Genomic DNA, 21,823 nt, shown 5'->3' on the forward strand with positions numbered 1-21,823 from the left:
TCCTTCAGGTAATCGTTATCTTAAACCGTAGGCCTGATAATACGCGGCTGCGTCGCCATCAGGCATCTCATCGACGCCGGATGGCGGCGTAAACGCCTTATCCGGCCTACGGGCAGGTGATACTCTTGTTTACTACACGTCCAGCAGCAGACGCGTTGGATCTTCCAGCAGCTCTTTAATGGCCACCAGGAAGCCCACGGATTCGCGACCATCGATCAGACGGTGATCGTAGGACAACGCCAGATACATCATCGGCAGGATTTCAACCTTGCCGTCGACCGCCATCGGGCGATCTTTAATCGCGTGCATACCGAGGATCGCGCTCTGCGGCGGGTTGATGATCGGCGTGGACATCAGGGAACCGAACACACCACCGTTGGTGATGGTGAAGTTACCGCCGGTCAGATCGTCGACCGTCAGTTTGCCGTCACGACCTTTGATGGCCAGTTCTTTGATGTTTTTCTCGATATCAGCCATCCCAAGGGTGTCAACATCACGCAGAACCGGGGTCACCAGGCCACGCGGCGTGGAAACCGCCATGCTCACGTCGAAGTAGTTGTGATACACCACGTCGTCGCCATCAATAGAGGCGTTCACTTCCGGATAGCGCTTCAGTGCTTCAACGACCGCTTTCACGTAGAAGGACATGAAGCCCAGACGGATACCGTGGCGTTTTTCGAACGCGTCACCGTACTGCTTACGCAGACCCATAATCGGCTTCATGTTGACTTCGTTGAAGGTCGTCAGCATCGCGGTGGAGTTTTTCGCTTCCAGCAGACGCTCAGCCACGCGCTTGCGCAGACGGGTCATTGGTACGCGTTTTTCACTGCGTGCCCCCAGGGCTGGCTGTGCCGCTGGCGCGGCGGCTGGTGCTTTCGCATCCGCTTTCGCCGGGGCGTTGGCCAGATGCTTGTCCACGTCTTCACGGGTGATACGACCGCCCACACCCGTACCTTTAATGGCGCTGGCGTCGAGGTTGTGTTCAGCCAGCAAACGACGGATCGCCGGGCTCAACGCATCGTTGTTTTGCTCTTCCAGAGAGGCCTGCTGACGCTGCGCCGGGGTGGACGCTTTCTCTTCAGATTTAGCGCTGCTTTCTTTACCGGTGCTGTTGCCTTCACGCAGGCGACCGAGGATCTGGCGTGAGGTCACCGTGGTGCCTTCGTCTTCCAGAACCGCATCCAGAATGCCGTCCGCTGATGCCGGTACTTCCAGTACCACTTTGTCAGTTTCGATTTCGACCAGCACTTCGTCGCGAACTACCGCGTCACCCGGTTTTTTGTGCCAGGTGGCAACAGTCGCGTCCGCTACGGACTCAGGCAGGTCGGGAACAAGAATATCTACGCTACTCATTATTTATCCTTTAATTAATCGACGTTCAGCGCGTCATTAACCAGATCTTGTTGCTGTTTCTGGTGAACGGACATATACCCTACCGCCGGAGAGGCGGAGGCCGGGCGGCCTGCGTAACGCAGAGCGGCCCCAAATGGAATCACTTCACGGAAATGATGCTGGCTGCAATACCATGCGCCCTGGTTGAGCGGCTCTTCCTGGCACCAGACAAAATCATGTACGTGAGCATACTGTTTCAGCACGTCCTGCATCGCCTGATGCGGGAAGGGATAGAGCTGTTCGATGCGCACAATGGCAACATCTTTCTGATCGCTCTTGCGACGCTGTTCCAGCAGGTCGTAATAAACCTTACCAGAACACATCACCACGCGCTTCACGCCTTTCGGATCGATGTCGTCTATCTCACCGATGGCGGGCTGGAAGGTGCCGTTCGCCAGTTCGTCCAGGCTGGAGACCGCCAGCGGGTGACGCAGCAGCGATTTTGGCGACATCACCACCAACGGACGACGCATTCCGCGCAGCGCCTGACGGCGCAGCATGTGATAAACCTGTGCCGGAGTCGACGGTACGCACACCTGCATGTTTTGCTCTGCGCAAAGTTGCAGATAACGCTCCAGACGCGCGGAAGAGTGCTCCGGACCCTGACCTTCGTAACCGTGCGGCAGCAGCATCACCAGGCCACACATCCGGCCCCACTTCTGCTCGCCGGAGGAGATGAACTGGTCGATCACCACCTGCGCGCCGTTGGCGAAGTCGCCAAACTGCGCTTCCCAGATGGTCAAGGTACGCGGTTCCGCCGTGGCATAGCCGTATTCGAATGCCAGCACCGCTTCTTCAGACAGCACGGAGTCCCAGACGCGGAAGGAGCCCTGACCGTTATGGACGTGTTGCAGCGGCGTCCAGGTCGAACCGTTGGTCTGGTTATGGATCACCGCATGGCGATGGAAGAAGGTGCCGCGCCCCGAGTCTTCACCCGACAGGCGAATTGGAATCCCTTCGTCAACCAATGTTGCGTACGCCAGGGTTTCTGCGCCGCCCCAGTCGAACGGTTTTTCCCCGTTCGCCATGAGCTGGCGGTCGCCGTAAATCTTGGCAACACGCGACTGCATCTCAACGGTTTCCGGCACCGTACTGATGCGTTTCGCCAGTTCCTGTAAACGCTTCATTTCAACTTTGTTCGGATACGCCTCATCCCACTCGTGGTTGAGATACGGCGACCAGGTAAAGGAGTGCATGTTCATCGGACGCCACTCTTTCACCACGCACTCGCCGGCATCCAGCGCATCGCGATACAGATTAACCATCTCGGTGGCATCTTCCAGCGTCGCGACGTTTTCCGCTTCCAGCTTGTCAGCGTAGATTTTGCGCGGCGTCGGGTGCTTTTTGATTTTCTGGTACATCAGCGGCTGGGTTGCGCTCGGCTCGTCGGCTTCGTTGTGACCGTGACGGCGATAACACACCAAATCGATAAACACATCGCGCTTGAACGTATTACGGAAATCCAGCGCCAGGCGGGTAACAAACGCGACAGCTTCCGGGTCGTCCGCATTCACGTGGAAAATCGGCGCCTGGACCATTTTACCGATATCGGTGCAGTACGGCGTGGAGCGAGCATCCAGCGGATTAGAGGTCGTAAAACCCACCTGGTTGTTAATCACGATGCGAACGGTGCCGCCCACTTCGTAACCGCGTGCTTTCGACATGTTCAGGGTTTCCTGAACCACGCCCTGACCCGTCACGGCGGCGTCGCCGTGAATGGTGATCGGCAGCACTTTATTGCTGCTTGGTTCGTCCAGCCTGTCCAGACGCGCACGGACGGAACCAATCACCACCGGGCTGACAATCTCCAGGTGCGACGGGTTAAACGCCAGCGCCAGGTGAACCAGACCGCCTTCGGTTTCGATATCGGAGGAGAAGCCCATGTGGTACTTCACGTCACCGGTGCCGAGGTGTTCTTTATGTTTGCCCGCGAATTCGTCGAACAGGTCCTGCGGTTTTTTACCCAGCACGTTGACCAGGACGTTCAGACGACCACGGTGCGCCATTCCCAGCACCACTTCGCGGGTGCCGCTGTTGCCCGCATGGCGGATCATCTCTTTGAGCATCGGGATTAACGCATCGCCACCTTCCAGCGAGAAGCGTTTCGCACCCGGGAATTTCGCCCCCAGATAACGCTCCAGACCTTCGGCGGCGGTGAGTTCGCTCAGGAAGCGTTTTTTCTCTTCACCGCTAAATGCCGCGCGACCGGATTCAATACGCTGTTGCAGCCAGCGTTTTTCTTCGGTGCTGGTGATGTGCATGTACTCGGCGCCAATCGGGCCGCAGTAAGTTTGTTTGAGCGCAGAAAGCAGCTCGCCCAGCTTCATCGTCTCTTTGCCGCCAGCAAAAGAACCTACGTTAAAGCTTTCCTGGAAATCGGCCTCTGTCAGATCGTGGAAAGAAGGTTCCAGATCCGCCACAGTTTCTTGCTGCCACAGTCCCAGCGGATCGAGATTCGCATGCTGGTGACCACGGAAGCGATAAGCGTTAATGAGCTGCAGGACTTTAACCTGCTTCGCATTGGTGTCAGGGTCGGAAATCGAAGAAGAGTAACGCGAGGCATCCTTCGCCAGACGACGGAAATAATCACGCGTTTTTGAATGGAATTGATCCGGTTTGACTCCGGTACCAGGTAACTGCTGGAACGTCGAACGCCAGTTAGCGTCTACCGAGTCAGGATCGGTTAAGAAGTCTTCATAGAGCTGTTCTATCCAGCTCTGGTTTGCGCCAGAGAGGTAAGAAGAGTCCAACCAGGCTTTCAAAGCGCTGTTCTGCATCGTGATCCCTTAAGCATTTATATGCTTACTTCGCCGTGGATACTACCACGCACAGTGACGTGCGTGCCGGGGTTCACTTGCGAGCTCTTTGTGGCCCGCGAAGGAACCTTTAGAAACTGTCTACCATCATGGCAGTTTTTAAAGGTTTCCTGCTCTGATTTGCCTGATGGCGACCCCGTAGGCCTGATAAGCGATGCGCCATCAGGCAAAATGTGCCGGATGGCGACATAAACGTCTTATCCGGCCTGCAGGATTGCCACCGCGGACAATGTCTACTTACGCACTGCGTTGCAACAGCATCGACTTAATATGGCCGATGGCACGCGTCGGGTTCAGCCCCTTAGGGCACACACTGACGCAGTTCATGATGCTGTGACAGCGGAATACGCTGAATGCATCACTCATCCCTTCCAGACGGCTGTCGGTTTCAGTATCACGGCTGTCGATCAGGAAACGGTACGCCGCTAACAGACCCGCCGGACCGATAAACTTATCCGGATTCCACCAGAAGGATGGGCAAGACGTTGAGCAGCAGGCGCACAGAATGCATTCATACAGCCCATCGAGTTTTTCCCGCTGCTCTGGCATCTGTAAATGCTCACGAGCCGGAGGATTTTGCCCATTATTCAATAAGTAAGGCTTAATCTTCTCATATTGTGCATAGAATTGCCCCATGTCTACCACCAAATCGCGGATCACCGGCAAACCTGGCAGTGGACGGATAACAATTTTCTTGCCGGGCTGAACCAGCGCCGATACCGGTGTGATACACGCCAGACCGTTTTTGCCGTTCATGTTCAGACCATCGGAACCACACACGCCTTCACGGCAGGAGCGACGAAAAGAGAGACTGGGGTCTTTCTCTTTGAGCTGCATCAGTGCGTCCAGCAGCATCATGTCACGCCCTTCTTCTGCCTCCAGGGTGTAATCCTGCATGCGCGGAGCGTCATCAACATCCGGGTTATAGCGATAAATTGAAAACTCGAGTTTCATTGTCCTGTCTCCGCATTAGTAAGTACGAATCTTCGGCGGGAATGCCGGGCGCAGTTTCGGTTCCATATTGACGCTACGACGCGTCATGGTTTCCGTTTCTGGCAGATACAGGGAATGGCACAGCCAGTTTTCATCATCACGTTCCGGGAAGTCGAAGCGGCTATGCGCGCCACGGCTTTCGGTACGGAAGTTGGCAGATACCGCCGTTGCATAGGCAGTTTCCATCAGGTTATCCAGCTCCAGACACTCTACACGCTGGGTGTTAAATTCGCTGGAAGTGTCGTCCAGACGGGCATTTTTCAAACGCTCACGGATGGCTTTCAGCTCTTCGAGCCCTTTCGCCATTGCGTCACCTTCACGGAATACCGAGAAGTTGTGCTGCATACATTCCTGTAGCGCTTTACGAATCACTACCGGATCTTCACCATCACGGTTGTTGTTCCAGCGGTTCAGACGGGCCAGGGAGGCGTCGATTTCCTCTTCCGTCGCATCGCGCAGGTCGCCCTGCTCGGCGATAGACTCCTGCAAATGCAGGCCAGCCGCACGGCCAAATACCACCAGATCCAGCAGTGAGTTACCGCCCAGACGGTTCGCGCCGTGGACCGATACGCAGGCGATTTCACCCACCGCGAACAGCCCCGGGATCACCACGTCTTCGCCCTGCTCGTTCACCGTCAGCGCCTGACCGGTTACTTTGGTCGGAATACCGCCCATCATGTAGTGGCAGGTCGGGATAACCGGAATTGGCTCTTTCACCGGATCCACGTGCGCAAAGGTACGGGACAGTTCCAGAATACCCGGCAGACGGGACTCAAGCACTTCTTTACCCAGATGGTCGAGTTTCAGTTTGGCATGCGGCCCCCACGGACCGTCACAGCCACGACCTTCACGGATTTCGATCATGATGGAACGCGCCACCACGTCACGACCCGCCAGGTCTTTTGCATTCGGGGCATAACGCTCCATAAAGCGTTCGCCATGTTTGTTCAGCAGATAACCGCCTTCACCACGGCAACCTTCCGTGACCAGAACGCCCGCGCCGGCGATACCGGTTGGGTGGAACTGCCACATCTCCATATCCTGTACCGGAACGCCGGCACGAATCGCCATCCCTACGCCGTCACCGGTGTTGATATGGGCATTGGTGGTGGACTGATAGATACGGCCTGCGCCGCCGGTTGCCAGCACGGTCGCGCGGGCTTTGAAGTAGACCACTTCACCGGTTTCGATACACAGTGCGGTGCAACCGACAATTGCGCCATCGGCATTTTTCACCAGATCCAGCGCATACCACTCGGAGAAAATGGTGGTGTGGTTTTTCAGGTTCTGCTGATACAGCGTGTGCAACAGCGCGTGACCGGTACGGTCCGCGGCAGCCGCGGTACGTGCCGCCTGTTCGCCGCCGAAGTTTTTCGACTGGCCGCCAAACGGACGCTGATAGATTCGACCATCGTCGAGACGGGAGAACGGCAGACCCATATGTTCCAGTTCCAGAATCGCTTCCGGACCGGTTTTACACATATATTCAATCGCGTCCTGGTCACCAATGTAGTCCGACCCTTTCACGGTGTCGTACATGTGCCATTCCCAGTTATCTTCATGGGTATTACCGAGCGCCACGGTGATGCCACCCTGCGCGGATACGGTATGGGAACGGGTTGGAAAGACTTTGGACAGCAGCGCACAGGTCTGGCCGCTCTGGGAAATTTGCAGTGCCGCACGCATACCTGCGCCGCCTGCACCAATAACTACAGCATCAAATTCTCTGACTGGCAGTTTCATTACACACCCCACACCACAACAAATCCATAAATCACGTAAACCACCAGCGCAACAACGATAACCAGTTGCAGCAACAAACGCACGGCCAGCGGTTTAACGTAGTCGGTCAACACCTGCCACATGCCAATCCAGGCATGAATCAAGATGGAGAACAGGGCCAGCAGGGTGAAGACTTTGGTGAATGCCGATGAGAAGAAACCGGTCCAGACTTCCCAGGTGAGTGAGCCGCTTGTGGCGAAAAAACCCACCATGTAGATGATGTATAACGTCAGAACGATAGCGGTAGCGCGGACCAGGATGAAGTCATGTACGCCATTGCGTCCTAATGCGGAGGCGTTGCTTACCATACGAGGACTCCTGCGAGAAGTGAAAGCACGACAGTGATAACAAATGAGATTTTGGCGGAGCGTTTACCCGCTTCGAATGTTTCTTCCAGATAGCCAAAATCCATCATCATGTGACGAACACCGACCACGACGTGATACGCCAGTGCGGTAAGGATGCCCCACATAATAAATTTAACAAAAAAGCTACCCATGATGGCGGATGCCTGCTGGAATCCTTCAGGGGAAGAGAGGCTGGTGCCCAGTAACCACAACAGGATCCCGACCGCCACAAAGGTGATCACTCCGGAAACGCGATGGAGAATGGACGCTATCGCCGTGATTGGGAACCGGATCGTTTGCAGATCCAGATTGACAGGTCTTTGTTTTTTCACATTTCTTATCATGAATAACGCCCACATGCTGTTCTTATTATTCCCTTAGGACTTCGGGTACAGAGGCTGAATCCATCTGTGGCCTGAAAGACGACGGGATTTCCTTCCTCCGGTCTGCGTGCGGGTCAGACAGCGTCCTTTCTATAACTACGCGTCATGTAAAACACTGCTTCCAGATGCTAAAACGACACGTTACAACGCTGGGTGGCTCGGGATTGCAGGGGTTTCCGGAGACCTGGCGGCAGTATAGGACGTTCACAAAATCATTACAATTAACCTACATATAGTTTGTCAGGTTTTATCCCGAACAGTGACACAGGTCACGATAACAACATTTATTTAATTTTTAATCATCTGATTTGACAATCATTAAACAAAGTTGTTACAAACAACACCAGAAAAAGCATATAATGCGTAAAAGTTATGGGGTCACTCTTTAACCTGCAAATAAGTTATGTAACCGTAGGAAGATATTGACCGATCCCTTCAGTACAGTTAATAGTGATAGACAGGTTGAATAATTCGGATTGCTAAGTTGTTGATTTGTTGCTAATTCACCATAAGTTAACTGATTTACCTGCAAGCGCCCCTTGCTCTGTACCCTGGTTTTCTCCTCTATCCAGAGCGGCGAGCCGAATAACAAACTGGTAACGGTTAATTGATGTATCGATGGCAAATCTCACTTAAGTAGTCTTAAGCAATAAGGCGCTAAGGAGACCGTAAATGGCTGATATAAAAGCAAAGCTCACCCTAAATGGCGATGCTGCTATTGAGCTGGATGTGCTGAAGGGCACGCTGGGTCAAGACGTTATTGATATTCGTAGCCTGGGTTCAAAGGGGATGTTCACTTTTGACCCTGGTTTCACCTCGACTGCATCCTGCGAATCGAAAATTACGTTCATCGACGGTGATGAAGGTATTTTGTTACATCGCGGCTTCCCGATCGATCAGTTAGCGACCGACTCTAACTATCTGGAAGTCTGCTATATCCTGCTGTACGGCGAGAAGCCGACACAGGCAGAGTATGACGAGTTCAGAACCACGGTTACCCGCCATACGATGATCCACGAGCAAATCACCCGCCTGTTCCACGCTTTCCGTCGTGACTCTCATCCGATGGCCGTAATGTGCGGGATCACCGGTGCGCTCGCCGCGTTCTATCACGACTCTCTGGATGTTAACAATCCGCGCCACCGTGAAATCGCCGCCTTCCGTCTGCTGTCTAAAATGCCGACCATGGCCGCGATGTGTTACAAGTATTCAATTGGCCAGCCGTTTGTTTATCCGCGTAACGACCTCTCCTACGCCGGTAACTTCCTGAACATGATGTTCTCCACGCCGTGTGAAACCTATGAGGTTAACCCGGTACTGGAACGCGCGATGGACCGCATTCTGATCCTCCACGCCGACCACGAGCAGAACGCCTCCACGTCAACCGTGCGCACCGCGGGTTCTTCCGGCGCGAATCCATTCGCCTGCATCGCGGCGGGTATCGCTTCCCTGTGGGGACCGGCACACGGTGGCGCAAACGAAGCGGCACTGAAAATGCTGGAAGAAATCAGTTCTGTTAAACACATTCCGGAATTTGTTCGTCGAGCGAAAGACAAGAATGACTCTTTCCGCCTGATGGGCTTCGGTCACCGTGTTTACAAAAACTATGACCCGCGCGCCACTGTAATGCGTGAAACCTGCCATGAAGTCCTCAAAGAGCTGGGTACCAAAGATGACCTGCTGGAAGTGGCCATGGAGCTTGAGCACATCGCGCTGAACGACCCGTACTTCATCGAGAAGAAACTCTACCCGAACGTCGACTTCTACTCCGGCATCATTCTGAAAGCGATGGGCATTCCGTCCTCCATGTTCACCGTTATCTTCGCGATGGCGCGTACCGTGGGCTGGATTGCGCACTGGAACGAAATGCACACTGATGGCATGAAAATCGCCCGTCCTCGCCAGTTGTATACCGGTTATGAGAAACGCGATTTTAAATCCGCACTGAAGCGTTAATCCTCAGACTGCCGGATGGTGACGCTACCGCGTCTTATCCGGCCTACGGTTGTCAATTCGTAGGCCGGATAAGTGTTAGCGCCATCCGGCAACTTCCCAACCTTTTCTTGACCCTCGCTATATTAATCTTCTCTGCCCTTCTCTATGATTTACGGATAGTTTGTTCATTTTCTTTCGGGAGCACAGGATGCCAGTTCTGCAGTGGGGCTTGTTGTTTTTGCTATCACTCCTTCTGTCCCTGCTCTTTCTCTGCATTCATCTCCCGGCGGCGCTGCTGCTCGGTCCGATGCTCACCGGTATTCTGTTTAGCCTTCGCGGTATCACGCTGAAGCTTCCCCGCTGTATGTTCCTCGGCGCACAGGCGATTCTCGGCTGCATGATTGCGCAGAATCTGTCCGGTACGTTGCTGACGACACTGGCGGAAAATTGGGCGGTAGTGTTGGGGGTTCTGCTGGTGACATTATTCTCCAGCACGGTCGTCGGCTGGCTGCTGGTTCGCTACAGTTCGCTGCCGGGCAATACCGGCGCATGGGGCTCCTCGCCCGGCGGCGCGGCGGCGATGGTTGCTATGGCGCAGGACTATGGCGCCGATATCCGCCTGGTCGCCTTTATGCAGTATCTCCGGGTGCTGTTTGTCGCGGGTGCCGCGGTGCTGGTGGCTCGGTTTATGTTGGGTGACAGCGCGGAAACCGTCAGCCAGCAAATTGAGTGGTTCCCGCCGCTGAGCGGCAATCTGTTCAGTACGCTGCTGCTGGCCGTCGTTGCGGCTCTCGCCGGACGACTGCTGCGCATTCCCTCCGGGACGATGCTGGTGCCGATGCTGGTCGGCGCATGGCTTCATGCGAGTGGCGTGATGGTCATTGAACTTCCGGAATGGCTACTGGCAATAGCCTATATGGTCATAGGATGGCAAATTGGCCTTGGCTTTGATAAGCAGGTGTTATTTATGGCCCTGCGACCATTGCCGCAGATCCTGCTCTCCATTTTCGCCCTGATGGCAATCTGCGCGGCGATGGCCTGGGGACTGAGCCACTATATGCAGATTGATTTTCTCACCGCTTATCTCGCCACCAGCCCCGGCGGGCTGGATACCGTCGCGGTGATTGCCGCAGGCAGCCATGCGGATATGGCCTTGATCATGGCGATGCAAACCCTGCGTCTGTTCAGCATTTTGCTTACCGGCCCGGCGATTGCCCGCTTTCTTTCTGCAAAGGCACCCAGACATGCCTCTTAACGCTGGCAGTGTGGGCACCAGTAAAACGGGCGTGAAGAGAGCGTGGTTTTCTCGATGATCCCACCGCAGCGCTCACAGGGCTGCCCGTCGCGATGAAACACCTTAAAACGAAACAGCGCGCCGTGGTGCTTGTTCTCATCCACCTGACCACGCGTGTTGTAGGACAAACGCGGAATATCCAGCAGCGCCTGCGCTAACGCCTCCAGTTGCCGCTCGTTTAGATCGCGGGCTTTATGGCTGCTGGTTAACCCTACCTGCCAGAGAATTTCTACGCGTAAATAGTTTCCCAGTCCGGCAAGAAACGCCTGATCCAGCAGCAAGCCGGAAAACTGACGATTGCAAAAACGCGGCGAAAGCAGACGGATTTTTACCGCCTCCGGCGTCAAATGCGGATCCAGTACGTCCGGTCCGACACGTTGCAGGAAAGGATGAGTGGTGAGCTGTTCCGGCGTCAACATCGCAATATCAGACGCGCTGTAGAGCAAAATCGTTTTGTCCGCGGTTTGCAGTTTAACGCGCAGAATACGAGTGGTTTGCGGCATGTCACCGCTTTCCACCACGCGCCAGACACCGTAAAGCTGGTTATGGCTATAAAGCGTCAGACCGCCGGAAAAATGGGTGAGCAGCGCTTTGCCGCGCGTCTCCATCTGCGTGACGGTCTGCCCCGTCAGTTGCGATTGATAGGGTTTTAACTGCGCAAAGGCAAACCAGACATCCGTCAACGGCTTGCCTTTGATCGCCGCCTCCAGGGTATCCGCCGCGCGGCGGATCTCCGGGCCTTCAGGCATGATCCTGTCCTTATCTGATGAAATTAGTGCGTGGCGCCGCCGCTCACGGCAATGTCATTGTCTACCTGTAATGCGGTAACGATGGCGATCTCCAGCGCCTGACGCACCGTTTCTGCCGCCATACTGGGCGCGCCGGGATGAGCCGCCGCCTGCTCTGGCAGGTAAGGGATATGGATAAAGCCCCCTTTAACCTCCGGCTGACCGCTCAGTTTATGCAGCAGTCCGTACATCACATGGTTACAGACAAAGGTGCCCGCCGTTTGCGATACCGACGCCGGAATGCCCGCCTCGCGCATCGCGGCGACCATCGCTTTGATTGGCAGCGTGCTAAACCAGGCCGCTGGTCCACCGGGGACTATCGCTTCATCCACCGGTTGCTGGCCTTTATTATCCGCAATACGGGCATCATCGACATTGATCGCCACGCGCTCAACGGTAATATCCGTCCGCCCACCCGCCTGACCGATGGCAAGCACCAGTGACGGTGAGAGTGTATCAATGGCGGAATTCAGCGCGTGGAGCGATTCGCCAAATACACAGGGGAGTTGTCGCGCAACCACGCGACACCCGGCGATAACCGCATTGTCGAGGCGGGAGACCACTTCCCAGGAGGGATTGATCTGCTCGCCACCAAAAGGCTCAAAGCCGGTGATTAATACCGTTTTCATCCTTCCTCCTTACAGGAACATCAGGAAATACATCAGAAACACGTTAGCGATCAATAACAACACGCCGGTGGGTACCTGCGCTTTAATCACTGCATTTTTATCCGGCAATTCCAGTAGTGCTGCGGGCACAATGTTAAAGTTTGCCGCCATCGGCGTCATCAGCGTTCCGCAATAGCCCGAGAACATGCCAATCGCCGCCATCACCGCCGGGTTGCCCCCGTGCTGAAGCACCAGAATTGGGATCCCAATCCCCGCGGTAACAATCGGGAAGGCCGCAAACGCATTGCCCATCACCATGGTCAGCAACGCCATACCGAGGGTATAAACCACCACGGCAATAAAGCGGCTGTCGACCGCAAGATACTCTTGAGTCAGATATGAAATTCCGCTGCCTACGCCTGCCGCCGTAAACAGCAGACCGAGCGTGGCGAGAATTTGCGGCAGAATAAACGCCCAGCCAATGGAATCCAGCAAACGACGCGCTTCCTGCATTGGCTGATGCACTTTTTCATGGGTCATTTTGATCGCCATTGCCAGGCCAATCAACGACCCCACCGTCATGGAAAACAGCGTCACCAACGTGGCGTGATTGCCCGGCCCAAACAGCGCATCCTGCAAGCCTGGAATATGGTTGAACATCAATACGCCAATAACGGTCACCACCGGAATCGCCAGCGCCGGATAAAACAGACGGTTCCCCAGGCGCGTGGCGCTCTCTTCACGCTGTTCGCGGGTGCGCTGGTGATAACTTCCCAGCTTCACGCCGCCAAAACCTGCGATTAGCGCCATCAGCACGACGGCGACGCCGACCGCAATATTCACCGTACGTTTGTCACCCGCCAGTTGATACGTCCAGTCGCCCAGCAGGAATAACAGTCCATACACGCCCCAGAATAAACCGGTGGTCAGACGACGCGGGTTGGCTTTGTCCCGCCAGGACATGATGGCAACGATCAGCAGGATAATTCCCGCCAGCAAGTAGAGGTAGCTTTGCTGAAAATTCATTGCGCCTCTCCTTTGCGTGCGTCAATCGCGCCAGCTTTCGCCATCTCACGCTGCAAATAGTTATCCAGTCGCCACAGCCGTGTGCCGTGGATCAGGAAGGCGCAAAGCGCTGTCGGGATCCCCCACAGGGCAATATGCAACGGCTCGGTCTGGATACCGCCGGACTCCAGCATAAAATTGTGCATGAAGATGATCGCCCCGAAAGCAACGAAGATGTCCTCACCAAAAAAGAGCCCCACGTTATCCGTCGCGGCTGACATCGCCCGCAGACGGTAGCGCACCGCACCGGGCAAGGTGCCGTATTTTTTCTCTGCCGCCCCTTCCGCCATCGGCGCTAACAGCGGGCGCACCATTTGCGGATGTCCGCCCAGACTGGTCAGCCCCAGTGCGGCGGTGGCTTCACGGATGAACAGATAAACAACCAGCAGACGACCCGTCGTGGCGCTCTGAATTTTGGCAATCCATCTCTGGGCGCGCTCTTTTAAACCGTAGCGCTCCAGCAAACCAATCACCGCCAGCGGGATCAGCAGGATAAACGGCAGGTTGCGGGTATTGAGAAAACCTTCGCCCAGTTTTTCGAGGATCGTGGCGATCGGCATTTGCGCCGCGAGTCCGGTGACGATCCCGGCGACAATGACCACCAGCACCGGGTTAAAACGTAAAAGAAATCCAACCACAATGACGGCAATGCCCATCAGTGGCCAGAGAGTGATAGTCTCTCCCATAATCCATTCCTGTATGTTGTGTTTGTTGTGGTGTTTTTTATATGCGCCGTCTCTCTGTGGAGACAACGTCAGTATCCATTACGCAATAATCGCGATCCTGCGTTCTTCAAATGCCGCGCGCAGACGGCGGGCAAAGGCCAGTGCGTGTTCGCCATCTCCGTGTATACAGACCGTTTGCGCGACCACGTTCGCCCATTCACCGGTCACACTTTTCACGCGGCCGGTTTCCACCATACCCAGCGTTTGCGCCAGTGACTGTTCCTCGTCTTCAATCAGCGCGCCTGGCTGGGTACGCGGTACCAGACTGCCATCAGCCTGATATCCCCTGTCGGCAAAAACTTCCTGTCGCGTGACGAGACCATAGCGCTCTCCTGCACGGATCAGTTCGCTTCCAGCCAGACCAACCAGAATCAGCGCCGGATCGCAGGCGTGTACCGCCCTGGCGATGGCATCCGCCAGCTGTGGGGTTTTCGCGGCCTGGTTGTAGAGCATGCCGTGAGGTTTAACGTGGCGCATCACACCCCCTTCAGCCCGGGCTATCGCCGCCAGCGCGCCGATTTGATACAACGTCTGCGCGTAGACCGTTTCCGGCGGCAGCGTCATCGCCGTGCGGCCAAAATTTTCCCGATCAGGGAAACTGGGATGCGCGCCAATGGCGACGCCGTTTTTCAACGCCTCGCGCACGCTCGCCAGCATGGTTTGCGCATCACCGGCATGAAATCCACAGGCAATATTGGCAGATGACACCAGCGTCAGCAGGTCGGCATCGCTGGCGCAGCCTTCGCCGAGGTCCGCGTTTAAATCAATGTTCATTGTTAAGCCGCCAGTTGAGTTGTTCCAGATAGCGCTGTTGATCCTGACGCGCTTTCAGCGCCTCTTCCAGCGTACACTGAACAAAATGAATCGGTTGACCGAGCGGAATTTGCGCCAGATGGTACATGTCAGCTTCAATAATGCAGGCGATGCGCGGGTAACCGCCGGTCGTCTGGGCATCGTTCATTAATACAATCGGCTGACCGTTGTGCGGCACCTGAACCACACCGGGCAACAGGCCGTGCGACACCAGTTCCCGTGACGTTGTACGCATCAGCGGTTGTCCCTGCAAGCGGTAGCCCATCCGGTTACTTTGCGGGCTGAGATACCAGGGCGAACGCCAGAAAGACGCCTGAGAGACAGCGTCAAATTCGTGGTACTCGGGCCCGGGTAGCGCCCGAATGCGGTTCCCCCACAGCAGTTGTTTTACCCCCTGCGCCTCCATAAACTGGCGTCGGGATTGACCAAGCGCCAGCCGGTCGCCATCTTTGAGCAGGCGTCCTTCAAGGCCGCCAATGCCCACTTTGCGATCGGTACTGCGCGATCCCATCACTTCCGGTACATCAATGCCGCCAGCAACCGCAAGATAACTGCGCATCCCATGCAGCGGACGTTTCAGCGTCAGACGCTGGCCCGCGTTAACCGGCAAACGCCAGCCGGTCCAGACGGCGTGATTATCCAGTTGCGCGTCACAGCCTGCGCCCGTCAGGGCAAACCAGCCATCCGTTTCAAACTCCACCACCAGTTGGCCGAGGGTGATTTCCAGCACCGCCGCGTTAGCGTCATTGCCCACCAACAGATTAGCGATTTGCATCGCCGGTTTATCCAGCGCGCCGCAGTGACTAATGCCTGACTGCCGGAAACCGTGACGCCCTCCATCCTGCACTGAGGTATACAGACCTGCGCGAATAATTTTCAGCATACCCCCTCCTTCTGCGGAATAAAGCGCACGCGGTCGCCGGGGCGCAGCAGAACCGGCTCCTCTCGTTCAGGAGAGAACAGTGGCAGCGATGTGTGACCAATCAGTTGCCAGCCGCCGGGCGTAGGGATCGGGTAAATCCCGGTTTGCGGCCCGCCGATACCGACAGATCCCGCCGGAACGCTCAGACGCGGTTCTGCGCGCCGTGGCGTATGCAGTTGTTCCGGTAAACTTCCAAGATAGGGAAAACCGGGCTGAAACCCTAAAAACCAGACCACGTAATCAACCGACGCGTGCAGCTCAACCACCTGCTTTTCGCTCAGGCCGTTATGACGGGCGACTTCTGCCAGATCGGGGCCGCCTGCGCCGCCATAGGTCACCGGGATTTCGATAAAACGTGAATCAGGCTCCAGCGCTTCGCTCTCCTCCCACCAGCGCTGTAAGCGCTCGATAGCATCCAGCGCCAGGGTTTGCGGATTGCGCAAAATTACCGTGATATTGTTCATTCCCGGGATGGCTTCGACAATATTCGGCAACTCCGCCAGACGCTGCGTCAGCCGCCAGATACGTTTCTGGCTTTCCAGAGTCACCGGTGGCTCCAGCTCCAGCACCACCGCCGTTTCACCTAACAGATAACAACGCGCTCGTTGCACTTGTGTTCCTCTTATTCTTACGACTCGTTTTTTAAAGCAGCTTATGCAGGGTTTGGAATATCAATAAAGGTCACATCCAGACTAGTTGTCTCATTCAGCCATTCGCTGAGCGCCCGGATCCCACCGCGTTCGGTAGCATGGTGTCCGGCGGCATAAAAATGCAGATTCTGTTCACGGGCAGAGTGAATGGTTTGTTCCGAGACTTCACCGGTGATAAAAGCGTCAACACCAAATTGAGCGGCGCTGTCGATAAAGCTCTGCCCTCCCCCTGTACACCAGGCGACACGTTTGACGGTATCTGGCCCGGTATCACCACACCAAAGTGGTTTGCGGCCCAGACGCGCCTCAATCCACGACGCCAGTTCAAGCCCCGGAACCGGCATCGCCAGTTCACCCCAGGGCACCAGTGGCTCTATCTCTCCCATTACGGTTATACCTAGCAGAGCCGCCAGTTGCGCATTGTTGCCCAGTTCAGGGTGCGCATCCAGAGGAAGGTGCCAGCCGTAGAGGTTGATATCGTTAGCCAGCAGGGTTTTCAGGCGATTACGCTTCATTCCGCGTATTACCGGAGCCTCGCCTTTCCAGAAATAACCATGATGAACGATAACCGCATCAGCCTGCTGACGCACCGCTTCATCAAGCAGCGCCTGACTGGCAGTCACACCGGTTACGATTTTTTGCACCGTCTCTCTGCCTTCAACCTGTAAACCGTTTGGCGCGTAATCACTGATGGCGGCGCTATTCAGCTTCTCGTTGATCAGTTGTTCCAGTTCGGTGTTTTTCATCATCGCTCCCTTGTTGAGTTAGGCATTCGTTAACATAGCGTCCCTGAGCCTGTCCGTCGATAGGCAATACTCAGCCATTTCGCGCGGCTTCATAGGCGGCCAGCGTCTCCTGACGCGCCAGTTTGTGATCGACAATCGGCTGTGGGTAGTCAAGCTCGATGCCCGCTTTCGTTGCCCATTTCCAGGGGTCATGAATGGCGTTGCCTGGGACATCGCGCAGCGCCGGGATCCACTGGCGAATAAATGTGCCGTCGCGGTCGAATTTCTCGCCCTGGGTCGTCGGGTTAAAAATACGGAAATAGGGTGCGGCGTCGGTGCCGGTTGACGCAGCCCACTGCCAACCGCCATTGTTGGCGGCGAGATCGCCATCGATCAGTTGCGACATGAAATAACGCTCGCCTTTACGCCAGTCGATCAGCAAATCTTTCACCAGAAAACTGGCCGTGATCATCCGCAGTCGATTGTGCATCCAGCCGGTAGCATTCAGTTGACGCATCGCCGCATCGACAATCGGATACCCCGTTTTCCCCTCCTGCCATGCCTGGAAATCACTCGCGCTGTCCCGCCAGCGCATGCGATCGGTCCAGAGAATAAACGGACGGTGCTTACACAGCCCAGGATACCCGGTCATTAAATGACGGTAAAATTCACGCCAGATCAGTTCGTTCAGCCAGACACTGCCCGCGCCGCCGTCCAGTGCGTGCGGCTGCTCCGCCAGTAAACGATGTAAGCACTGGCGTGGCGATAAACCGCCGGTGGCGAGGCTGGCAGATAACCGACTGGTGCCTTCAATGGACGGAAAATCGCGCTGTTGCTCGTAATCCCCCGCCCCTTGCTGGCAAAACTGACGCAGCCGGGCAATCGCCTTTTTCTCTTCCGGGGGAAAAAGAGTGCAATCGAATTCCTGTTGAGGGTAATTAAGCGTAATCGGCGCAGTGGTGGGAGAGATGTCGCTATTCTCTCGGCGTTCAGGTGCGGGAACGCACACCGGCATCCCCTCTTTCAGTCGTTTTATCCAGGCATTTTTAAACGGTGTGAAAACCTTATACATCTCGTGATTGCCTGTCATCACGGAGCCCGGCGACAAAATGACACTGTCATCAAACCCTTCACACACCACGTTGTTCAGCGCGAGTTCTACCGCCGCGTCGCGCTCGCGCTCGTTCACTTCATATTGATAGTTATAAAACAGATGGCTCACGTTATGCTTCTCGCATACCGCTTTCACCGTGTCGACGCTGGCCCTGAAATCCCTGACCTCTGCGAAGAGTAACGGAATACCTTTTTCCGCGAGCGCGTTCTGTAAGGCATTCAGTTGCGCCTGGATAAATGCCGCCTGACGCGGAGACATGACGTGATTCGTCCATTGCTCAGGCGTAGAAATATACAGCGCCAGCACATGTGCCGCCCGGTTGCGGCAGGCGGCAGCAAGGGCGAGATTATCATGCAGGCGAAGATCACAGCGGAACCAGACCAGATGGGTGGACATAACACTCCTGAATAAAAAAATTCAACTCCCGTCGCGCAAACGCAGTACTTCCGGACGGGGATCAAAATCACGCAGCCCCGGAAGACAGGCATCCGGCTATTCTGCCATATCGTGTTTGATCTGAAATAAGTGTAGACACAGAGACATAAAAAAACCGCCAGGTGACCAGAGCCTGAATTCGGTTTTCCTTGACGGAGCGAGGATTGTACAGAACGTGGTGATGAACAGAATCATTCCACTGCTTTTTCAGAGGGACTTTTAACGCAATATAAATAATGAAGAAAACGTCATTCAGACTGGTGAAGGTCTTGCCGGATGGCGGCTGACGCCTTATCCGGCCTACAGACTATTAACATATTTTACCGTAGGCCCGATAAGCCTGCGCCATCGGGCATTTCAGGTCTTGCCGGATGGCGGCTGACGCCTTATCCGGCCTACAGGCTATAAACATATTTTACCGTAGGCCCGATAAGCCTGCGCCATCGGGCATTTCAGGTCGTGCCGGGTGGCGGCTGACGCCTTATCCGGCCTACAGACTATAAACATATTTTACCGTAGGCCTGATAAGCGTGCGTCATCGGGCATTTCAGGTCGTGCCGGATGGCAGCTAACGCCTTATCCGGCCTACAGACTATAAACATATTTTACCGTAGGCCTGATAAGCGTGCGTCATCGGGCAGTCAGGTCTTGCCGGGTGGCGGGTGACGCCTTATCCGGCCTACAGACTATAAACATATTTTACCGTAGGCCTGATAAGCGTGCGTCATCGGGCATTTCAGATCTTAGTAGAAATCGCAGGTGGCTTTTTCAGCCTGTTCCATCCACACCGGCTTATCGCTGGTTTTTGACCAGACGCGATGTAAATAGCTGTAAAAACGAGCGCGATCTTTCCAGAACAACATCACCGGCAGCGCCAGTACGCCAGCCACGACGGCGAAAGTACGGCGTAAAAATACAACATGTGCTGGGTATTCTTTGTACAACTCCATGATTCTCTCCCCTTTATCTGGCCGGTAATCATCACCGGTAAAGTCAATTTGGTTATCTGATGAAAATAGTACCGCTTTGCGTGTAATTTTACTACTCATCCGACCACTTATTTTTAGCTATTGAAGCTTTATTTACATTCACCCTGTAATTAAGTTACATAAAAGTTAAATTAATACTAAACATTAGTTAAATAATGGTCTTTGCCATTTTTATACTTTTTTTACACCCCCACCGCCGATTTTTGCGAAATCTTTGCAGCCAGATATTTACGCTTTATTTATCACATTCAGGTCACGGGAGGTGCACGGTGAGTGCAGGCGTGATAATCGGCATCGTGCTGATTTTCTTATTATTAGGTTATCTGGTGTATGCCTTAATCAATGCGGAGGCGTTCTGATGGCTGCGCAAGGGTTTTTACTTATCGCCAGTTTTCTGGTGCTGTTGTTCGTGCTCGCCAGACCGTTAGGCGTGGGACTGGCGCGGCTTATCAACAATATGCCGCTCCCCGGTACAGCAGGCGCTGAACGCCTGCTGTGGCGAGGATTAGGCATTTCCGCAGATGAGATGAACTGGAAACAGTACCTGCTGGCGATCCTCAGCCTGAACATGCTGGGTCTGGTGATTCTGTTTCTGATGTTAATGGGACAACAGTTTCTGCCGCTCAATCCGCAGCAGTTTCCGGGTCTGTCATGGCACTTGGCGCTCAATACCGCGGTCAGTTTTGTCACAAACACCAACTGGCAGTCCTACGGCGGAGAAACCACCTTAAGCTACTTCAGCCAGATGGCTGGGTTGACAGTGCAAAACTTCCTGTCGGCGGCAACCGGGATCGCCGTGGTATTTGCCCTGTTCCGTGCGTTTAGTCGCCAGAGCATGAGCACATTGGGCAATGCCTGGGCCGACCTGGTGCGCATCACCCTGTGGATTTTGCTCCCCATTGCCCTGCTGATTGCGCTGTTCTTTATTCAGCAAGGTAGCCTGCAAAACCTCCTGCCATATCAGCCCTACACCACGCTGGAAGGTGTACACCAGCTTCTGCCGATGGGACCGGTGGCGTCGCAGGAGGCCATTAAAATGCTGGGCACCAACGGCGGCGGCTTCTTTAATGCAAACTCCTCGCATCCGTTCGAAAACCCAACCGCGCTGACCAACATGGCGCAAATGCTGGCGATCTTTATCATTCCGGCCGCGCTCTGTTTCGCTTTTGGCGACGTGGTGGGCGATCGTCGCCAGGGACGAATGTTGCTGGGGGCGATGTCACTTATCTTTGTCGTCTGCGTCGCCGTGGTGATGTGGGCTGAGGTGCAGGGAAATCCGCATCTGTTGGCATTTGGCGCTGATTCCAGTCTCAATATGGAAGGGAAAGAGACACGTTTTGGCGTGCTGGCGAGCAGCCTGTTTGCGGTAGTGACAACGGCCGCCTCGTGCGGCGCGGTGATCGCCATGCATGACTCGTTTACTGCGCTGGGCGGCATGGTCCCCATGTGGCTGATGCAGATAGGCGAAGTGGTGTTCGGTGGCGTGGGTTCAGGTCTCTACGGCATGCTGCTGTTCGTGTTGCTGGCGGTGTTTATCGCCGGTCTGATGATTGGCCGCACCCCGGAATATCTGGGTAAAAAGATCGACGTGCGGGAAATGAAATTGACTGCGCTGGCGATTCTGGTCACCCCGACGCTGGTATTGCTTGGTTCTGCGCTCGCCATGATGACCGACGCGGGACGCAGCGCCATGCTCAACCCCGGCCCGCACGGTTTTAGCGAAGTGCTGTACGCCGTCTCGTCTGCCGCTAATAACAACGGTAGCGCCTTTGCAGGTCTCAGCGCCAACACGCCATTCTGGAACTGCCTGCTGGCCTTCTGCATGTTTATGGGTCGCTTCGGGATCATCATCCCGGTAATGGCGATTGCCGGATCGCTGGTGGCGAAAAAAAGCCAGCCCGCCAGTCCCGGCACGCTGGCCACGCATGGCGCGCTGTTTATCGGCTTACTGGTCGGCACCGTCTTGCTGGTGGGTGCTCTGACCTTTATCCCTGCGCTGGCGCTTGGCCCAGTCGCTGAACACCTTTCCTTACGCTGAGCGATGCGG

The 21,823-nt window shown here is 55.2% G+C and carries 20 protein-coding genes; 4 read left to right on the forward strand and 16 right to left on the reverse strand.

The features are described from left to right. Positions 1–132: 132 nt before the first annotated feature. The 6 genes from odhB to sdhC form a co-directional block, all read right to left on the reverse strand. Complete coding sequence (gene odhB, locus WB371_RS04430) at positions 133–1,353, reverse strand: 2-oxoglutarate dehydrogenase complex dihydrolipoyllysine-residue succinyltransferase (protein ID WP_336218899.1); 1,221 nt, start codon at positions 1,351–1,353, stop codon at positions 133–135. 14 nt (positions 1,354–1,367) lie between these two features. Beyond that, the gene (sucA, locus tag WB371_RS04435; RefSeq protein ID WP_336218900.1) at positions 1,368–4,169 is read right to left on the reverse strand and encodes a 2-oxoglutarate dehydrogenase E1 component; all 2,802 of its coding nucleotides are present in this window, start codon (positions 4,167–4,169) and stop codon (positions 1,368–1,370) included. A gap of 276 nt (positions 4,170–4,445) precedes the next feature. Then, positions 4,446–5,162: a succinate dehydrogenase iron-sulfur subunit SdhB gene (sdhB, locus tag WB371_RS04440; RefSeq protein ID WP_336218901.1), complete on the reverse strand. Its 717-nt coding sequence runs from the start codon at positions 5,160–5,162 to the stop codon at positions 4,446–4,448. Positions 5,163–5,177: 15 nt separating this feature from the next. Next, positions 5,178–6,944 (reverse strand): succinate dehydrogenase flavoprotein subunit, encoded by a 1,767-nt coding sequence (sdhA, locus tag WB371_RS04445; protein ID WP_336218902.1) that lies wholly within the window; start codon positions 6,942–6,944, stop codon positions 5,178–5,180. Continuing rightward, positions 6,944–7,291 carry a succinate dehydrogenase membrane anchor subunit gene (gene sdhD, locus WB371_RS04450; protein WP_336218903.1) on the reverse strand — a complete coding sequence of 116 codons (348 nt, stop codon included), beginning with the start codon at positions 7,289–7,291 and terminating at the stop codon, positions 6,944–6,946. The genes sdhA and sdhD overlap by 1 nt, the downstream gene beginning before the upstream one ends. Then, entirely contained in the window at positions 7,285–7,689 is a 405-nt protein-coding gene (sdhC, locus tag WB371_RS04455) for a succinate dehydrogenase cytochrome b556 subunit (protein WP_043001371.1), read from the reverse strand. Before sdhC ends, sdhD begins: the two co-directional genes overlap by 7 nt. Positions 7,690–8,385: 696 nt before the next feature. On the opposite strand from sdhC, the gene WB371_RS04460 reads away from it, so the two are divergent. Together WB371_RS04460 and WB371_RS04465 are read left to right on the forward strand one after the other, a co-directional pair. Continuing rightward, complete coding sequence (locus WB371_RS04460; RefSeq protein WP_336218904.1) at positions 8,386–9,669, forward strand: citrate synthase; 1,284 nt, start codon at positions 8,386–8,388, stop codon at positions 9,667–9,669. A 187-nt stretch (positions 9,670–9,856) separates the two neighbouring features. Beyond that, the gene (locus tag WB371_RS04465; RefSeq protein ID WP_336218905.1) at positions 9,857–10,903 is read left to right on the forward strand and encodes an AbrB family transcriptional regulator; all 1,047 of its coding nucleotides are present in this window, start codon (positions 9,857–9,859) and stop codon (positions 10,901–10,903) included. Here WB371_RS04465 and nei read toward each other — a convergent pair. The 10 genes from nei to WB371_RS04515 form a co-directional block, all read right to left on the reverse strand. Then, positions 10,900–11,691, reverse strand: coding sequence for an endonuclease VIII (nei, locus tag WB371_RS04470; protein ID WP_336218906.1), 792 nt, complete (start codon positions 11,689–11,691; stop codon positions 10,900–10,902). The genes WB371_RS04465 and nei overlap by 4 nt on opposite strands. A 23-nt stretch (positions 11,692–11,714) precedes the next feature. Beyond that, the gene (gene pcp, locus WB371_RS04475; protein ID WP_336218907.1) at positions 11,715–12,359 is read right to left on the reverse strand and encodes a pyroglutamyl-peptidase I; all 645 of its coding nucleotides are present in this window, start codon (positions 12,357–12,359) and stop codon (positions 11,715–11,717) included. Positions 12,360–12,368: 9 nt separating this feature from the next. Next, positions 12,369–13,364, reverse strand: a complete 996-nt coding sequence (locus tag WB371_RS04480) for a DUF979 domain-containing protein (protein WP_336218908.1) — start codon at positions 13,362–13,364, stop codon at positions 12,369–12,371. Beyond that, positions 13,361–14,089 (reverse strand): DUF969 domain-containing protein, encoded by a 729-nt coding sequence (locus WB371_RS04485; RefSeq protein WP_336218909.1) that lies wholly within the window; start codon positions 14,087–14,089, stop codon positions 13,361–13,363. Before WB371_RS04485 ends, WB371_RS04480 begins: the two co-directional genes overlap by 4 nt. A gap of 78 nt (positions 14,090–14,167) precedes the next feature. After that, the gene (gene pxpA, locus WB371_RS04490) at positions 14,168–14,902 is read right to left on the reverse strand and encodes a 5-oxoprolinase subunit PxpA (RefSeq protein ID WP_336218910.1); all 735 of its coding nucleotides are present in this window, start codon (positions 14,900–14,902) and stop codon (positions 14,168–14,170) included. Further along, entirely contained in the window at positions 14,892–15,824 is a 933-nt protein-coding gene (gene pxpC, locus WB371_RS04495) for a 5-oxoprolinase subunit PxpC (RefSeq protein WP_336218911.1), read from the reverse strand. The genes pxpA and pxpC overlap by 11 nt, the downstream gene beginning before the upstream one ends. After that, complete coding sequence (gene pxpB, locus WB371_RS04500) at positions 15,818–16,474, reverse strand: 5-oxoprolinase subunit PxpB (protein ID WP_336218912.1); 657 nt, start codon at positions 16,472–16,474, stop codon at positions 15,818–15,820. Before pxpB ends, pxpC begins: the two co-directional genes overlap by 7 nt. 41 nt (positions 16,475–16,515) lie before the next feature. Then, positions 16,516–17,259 carry a radiation resistance protein YbgI gene (gene ybgI, locus WB371_RS04505; protein WP_336219095.1) on the reverse strand — a complete coding sequence of 248 codons (744 nt, stop codon included), beginning with the start codon at positions 17,257–17,259 and terminating at the stop codon, positions 16,516–16,518. Between the two features lie 70 nt (positions 17,260–17,329). After that, entirely contained in the window at positions 17,330–18,748 is a 1,419-nt protein-coding gene (gene phrB, locus WB371_RS04510; protein ID WP_336218913.1) for a deoxyribodipyrimidine photo-lyase, read from the reverse strand. A gap of 782 nt (positions 18,749–19,530) precedes the next feature. Continuing rightward, on the reverse strand, positions 19,531–19,737 hold the full coding sequence (locus tag WB371_RS04515; protein WP_336218914.1) for a YbfA family protein: 207 nt from the start codon (positions 19,735–19,737) through the stop codon (positions 19,531–19,533). 308 nt (positions 19,738–20,045) lie between these two features. Here WB371_RS04515 and kdpF point away from each other — a divergent pair, with 308 nt between their 5' ends. Continuing rightward, positions 20,046–20,135 (forward strand): K(+)-transporting ATPase subunit F, encoded by a 90-nt coding sequence (gene kdpF, locus WB371_RS04520; RefSeq protein WP_042285393.1) that lies wholly within the window; start codon positions 20,046–20,048, stop codon positions 20,133–20,135. Further along, entirely contained in the window at positions 20,135–21,814 is a 1,680-nt protein-coding gene (gene kdpA, locus WB371_RS04525) for a potassium-transporting ATPase subunit KdpA (RefSeq protein ID WP_336218915.1), read from the forward strand. The genes kdpF and kdpA overlap by 1 nt, the downstream gene beginning before the upstream one ends. Positions 21,815–21,823 lie beyond the last annotated feature (9 nt).

It is taken from the genome of Citrobacter amalonaticus, from assembly GCF_037053465.1.
Taxonomy (GTDB): Bacteria; Pseudomonadota; Gammaproteobacteria; order Enterobacterales; family Enterobacteriaceae; genus Citrobacter_A; species Citrobacter_A amalonaticus_H.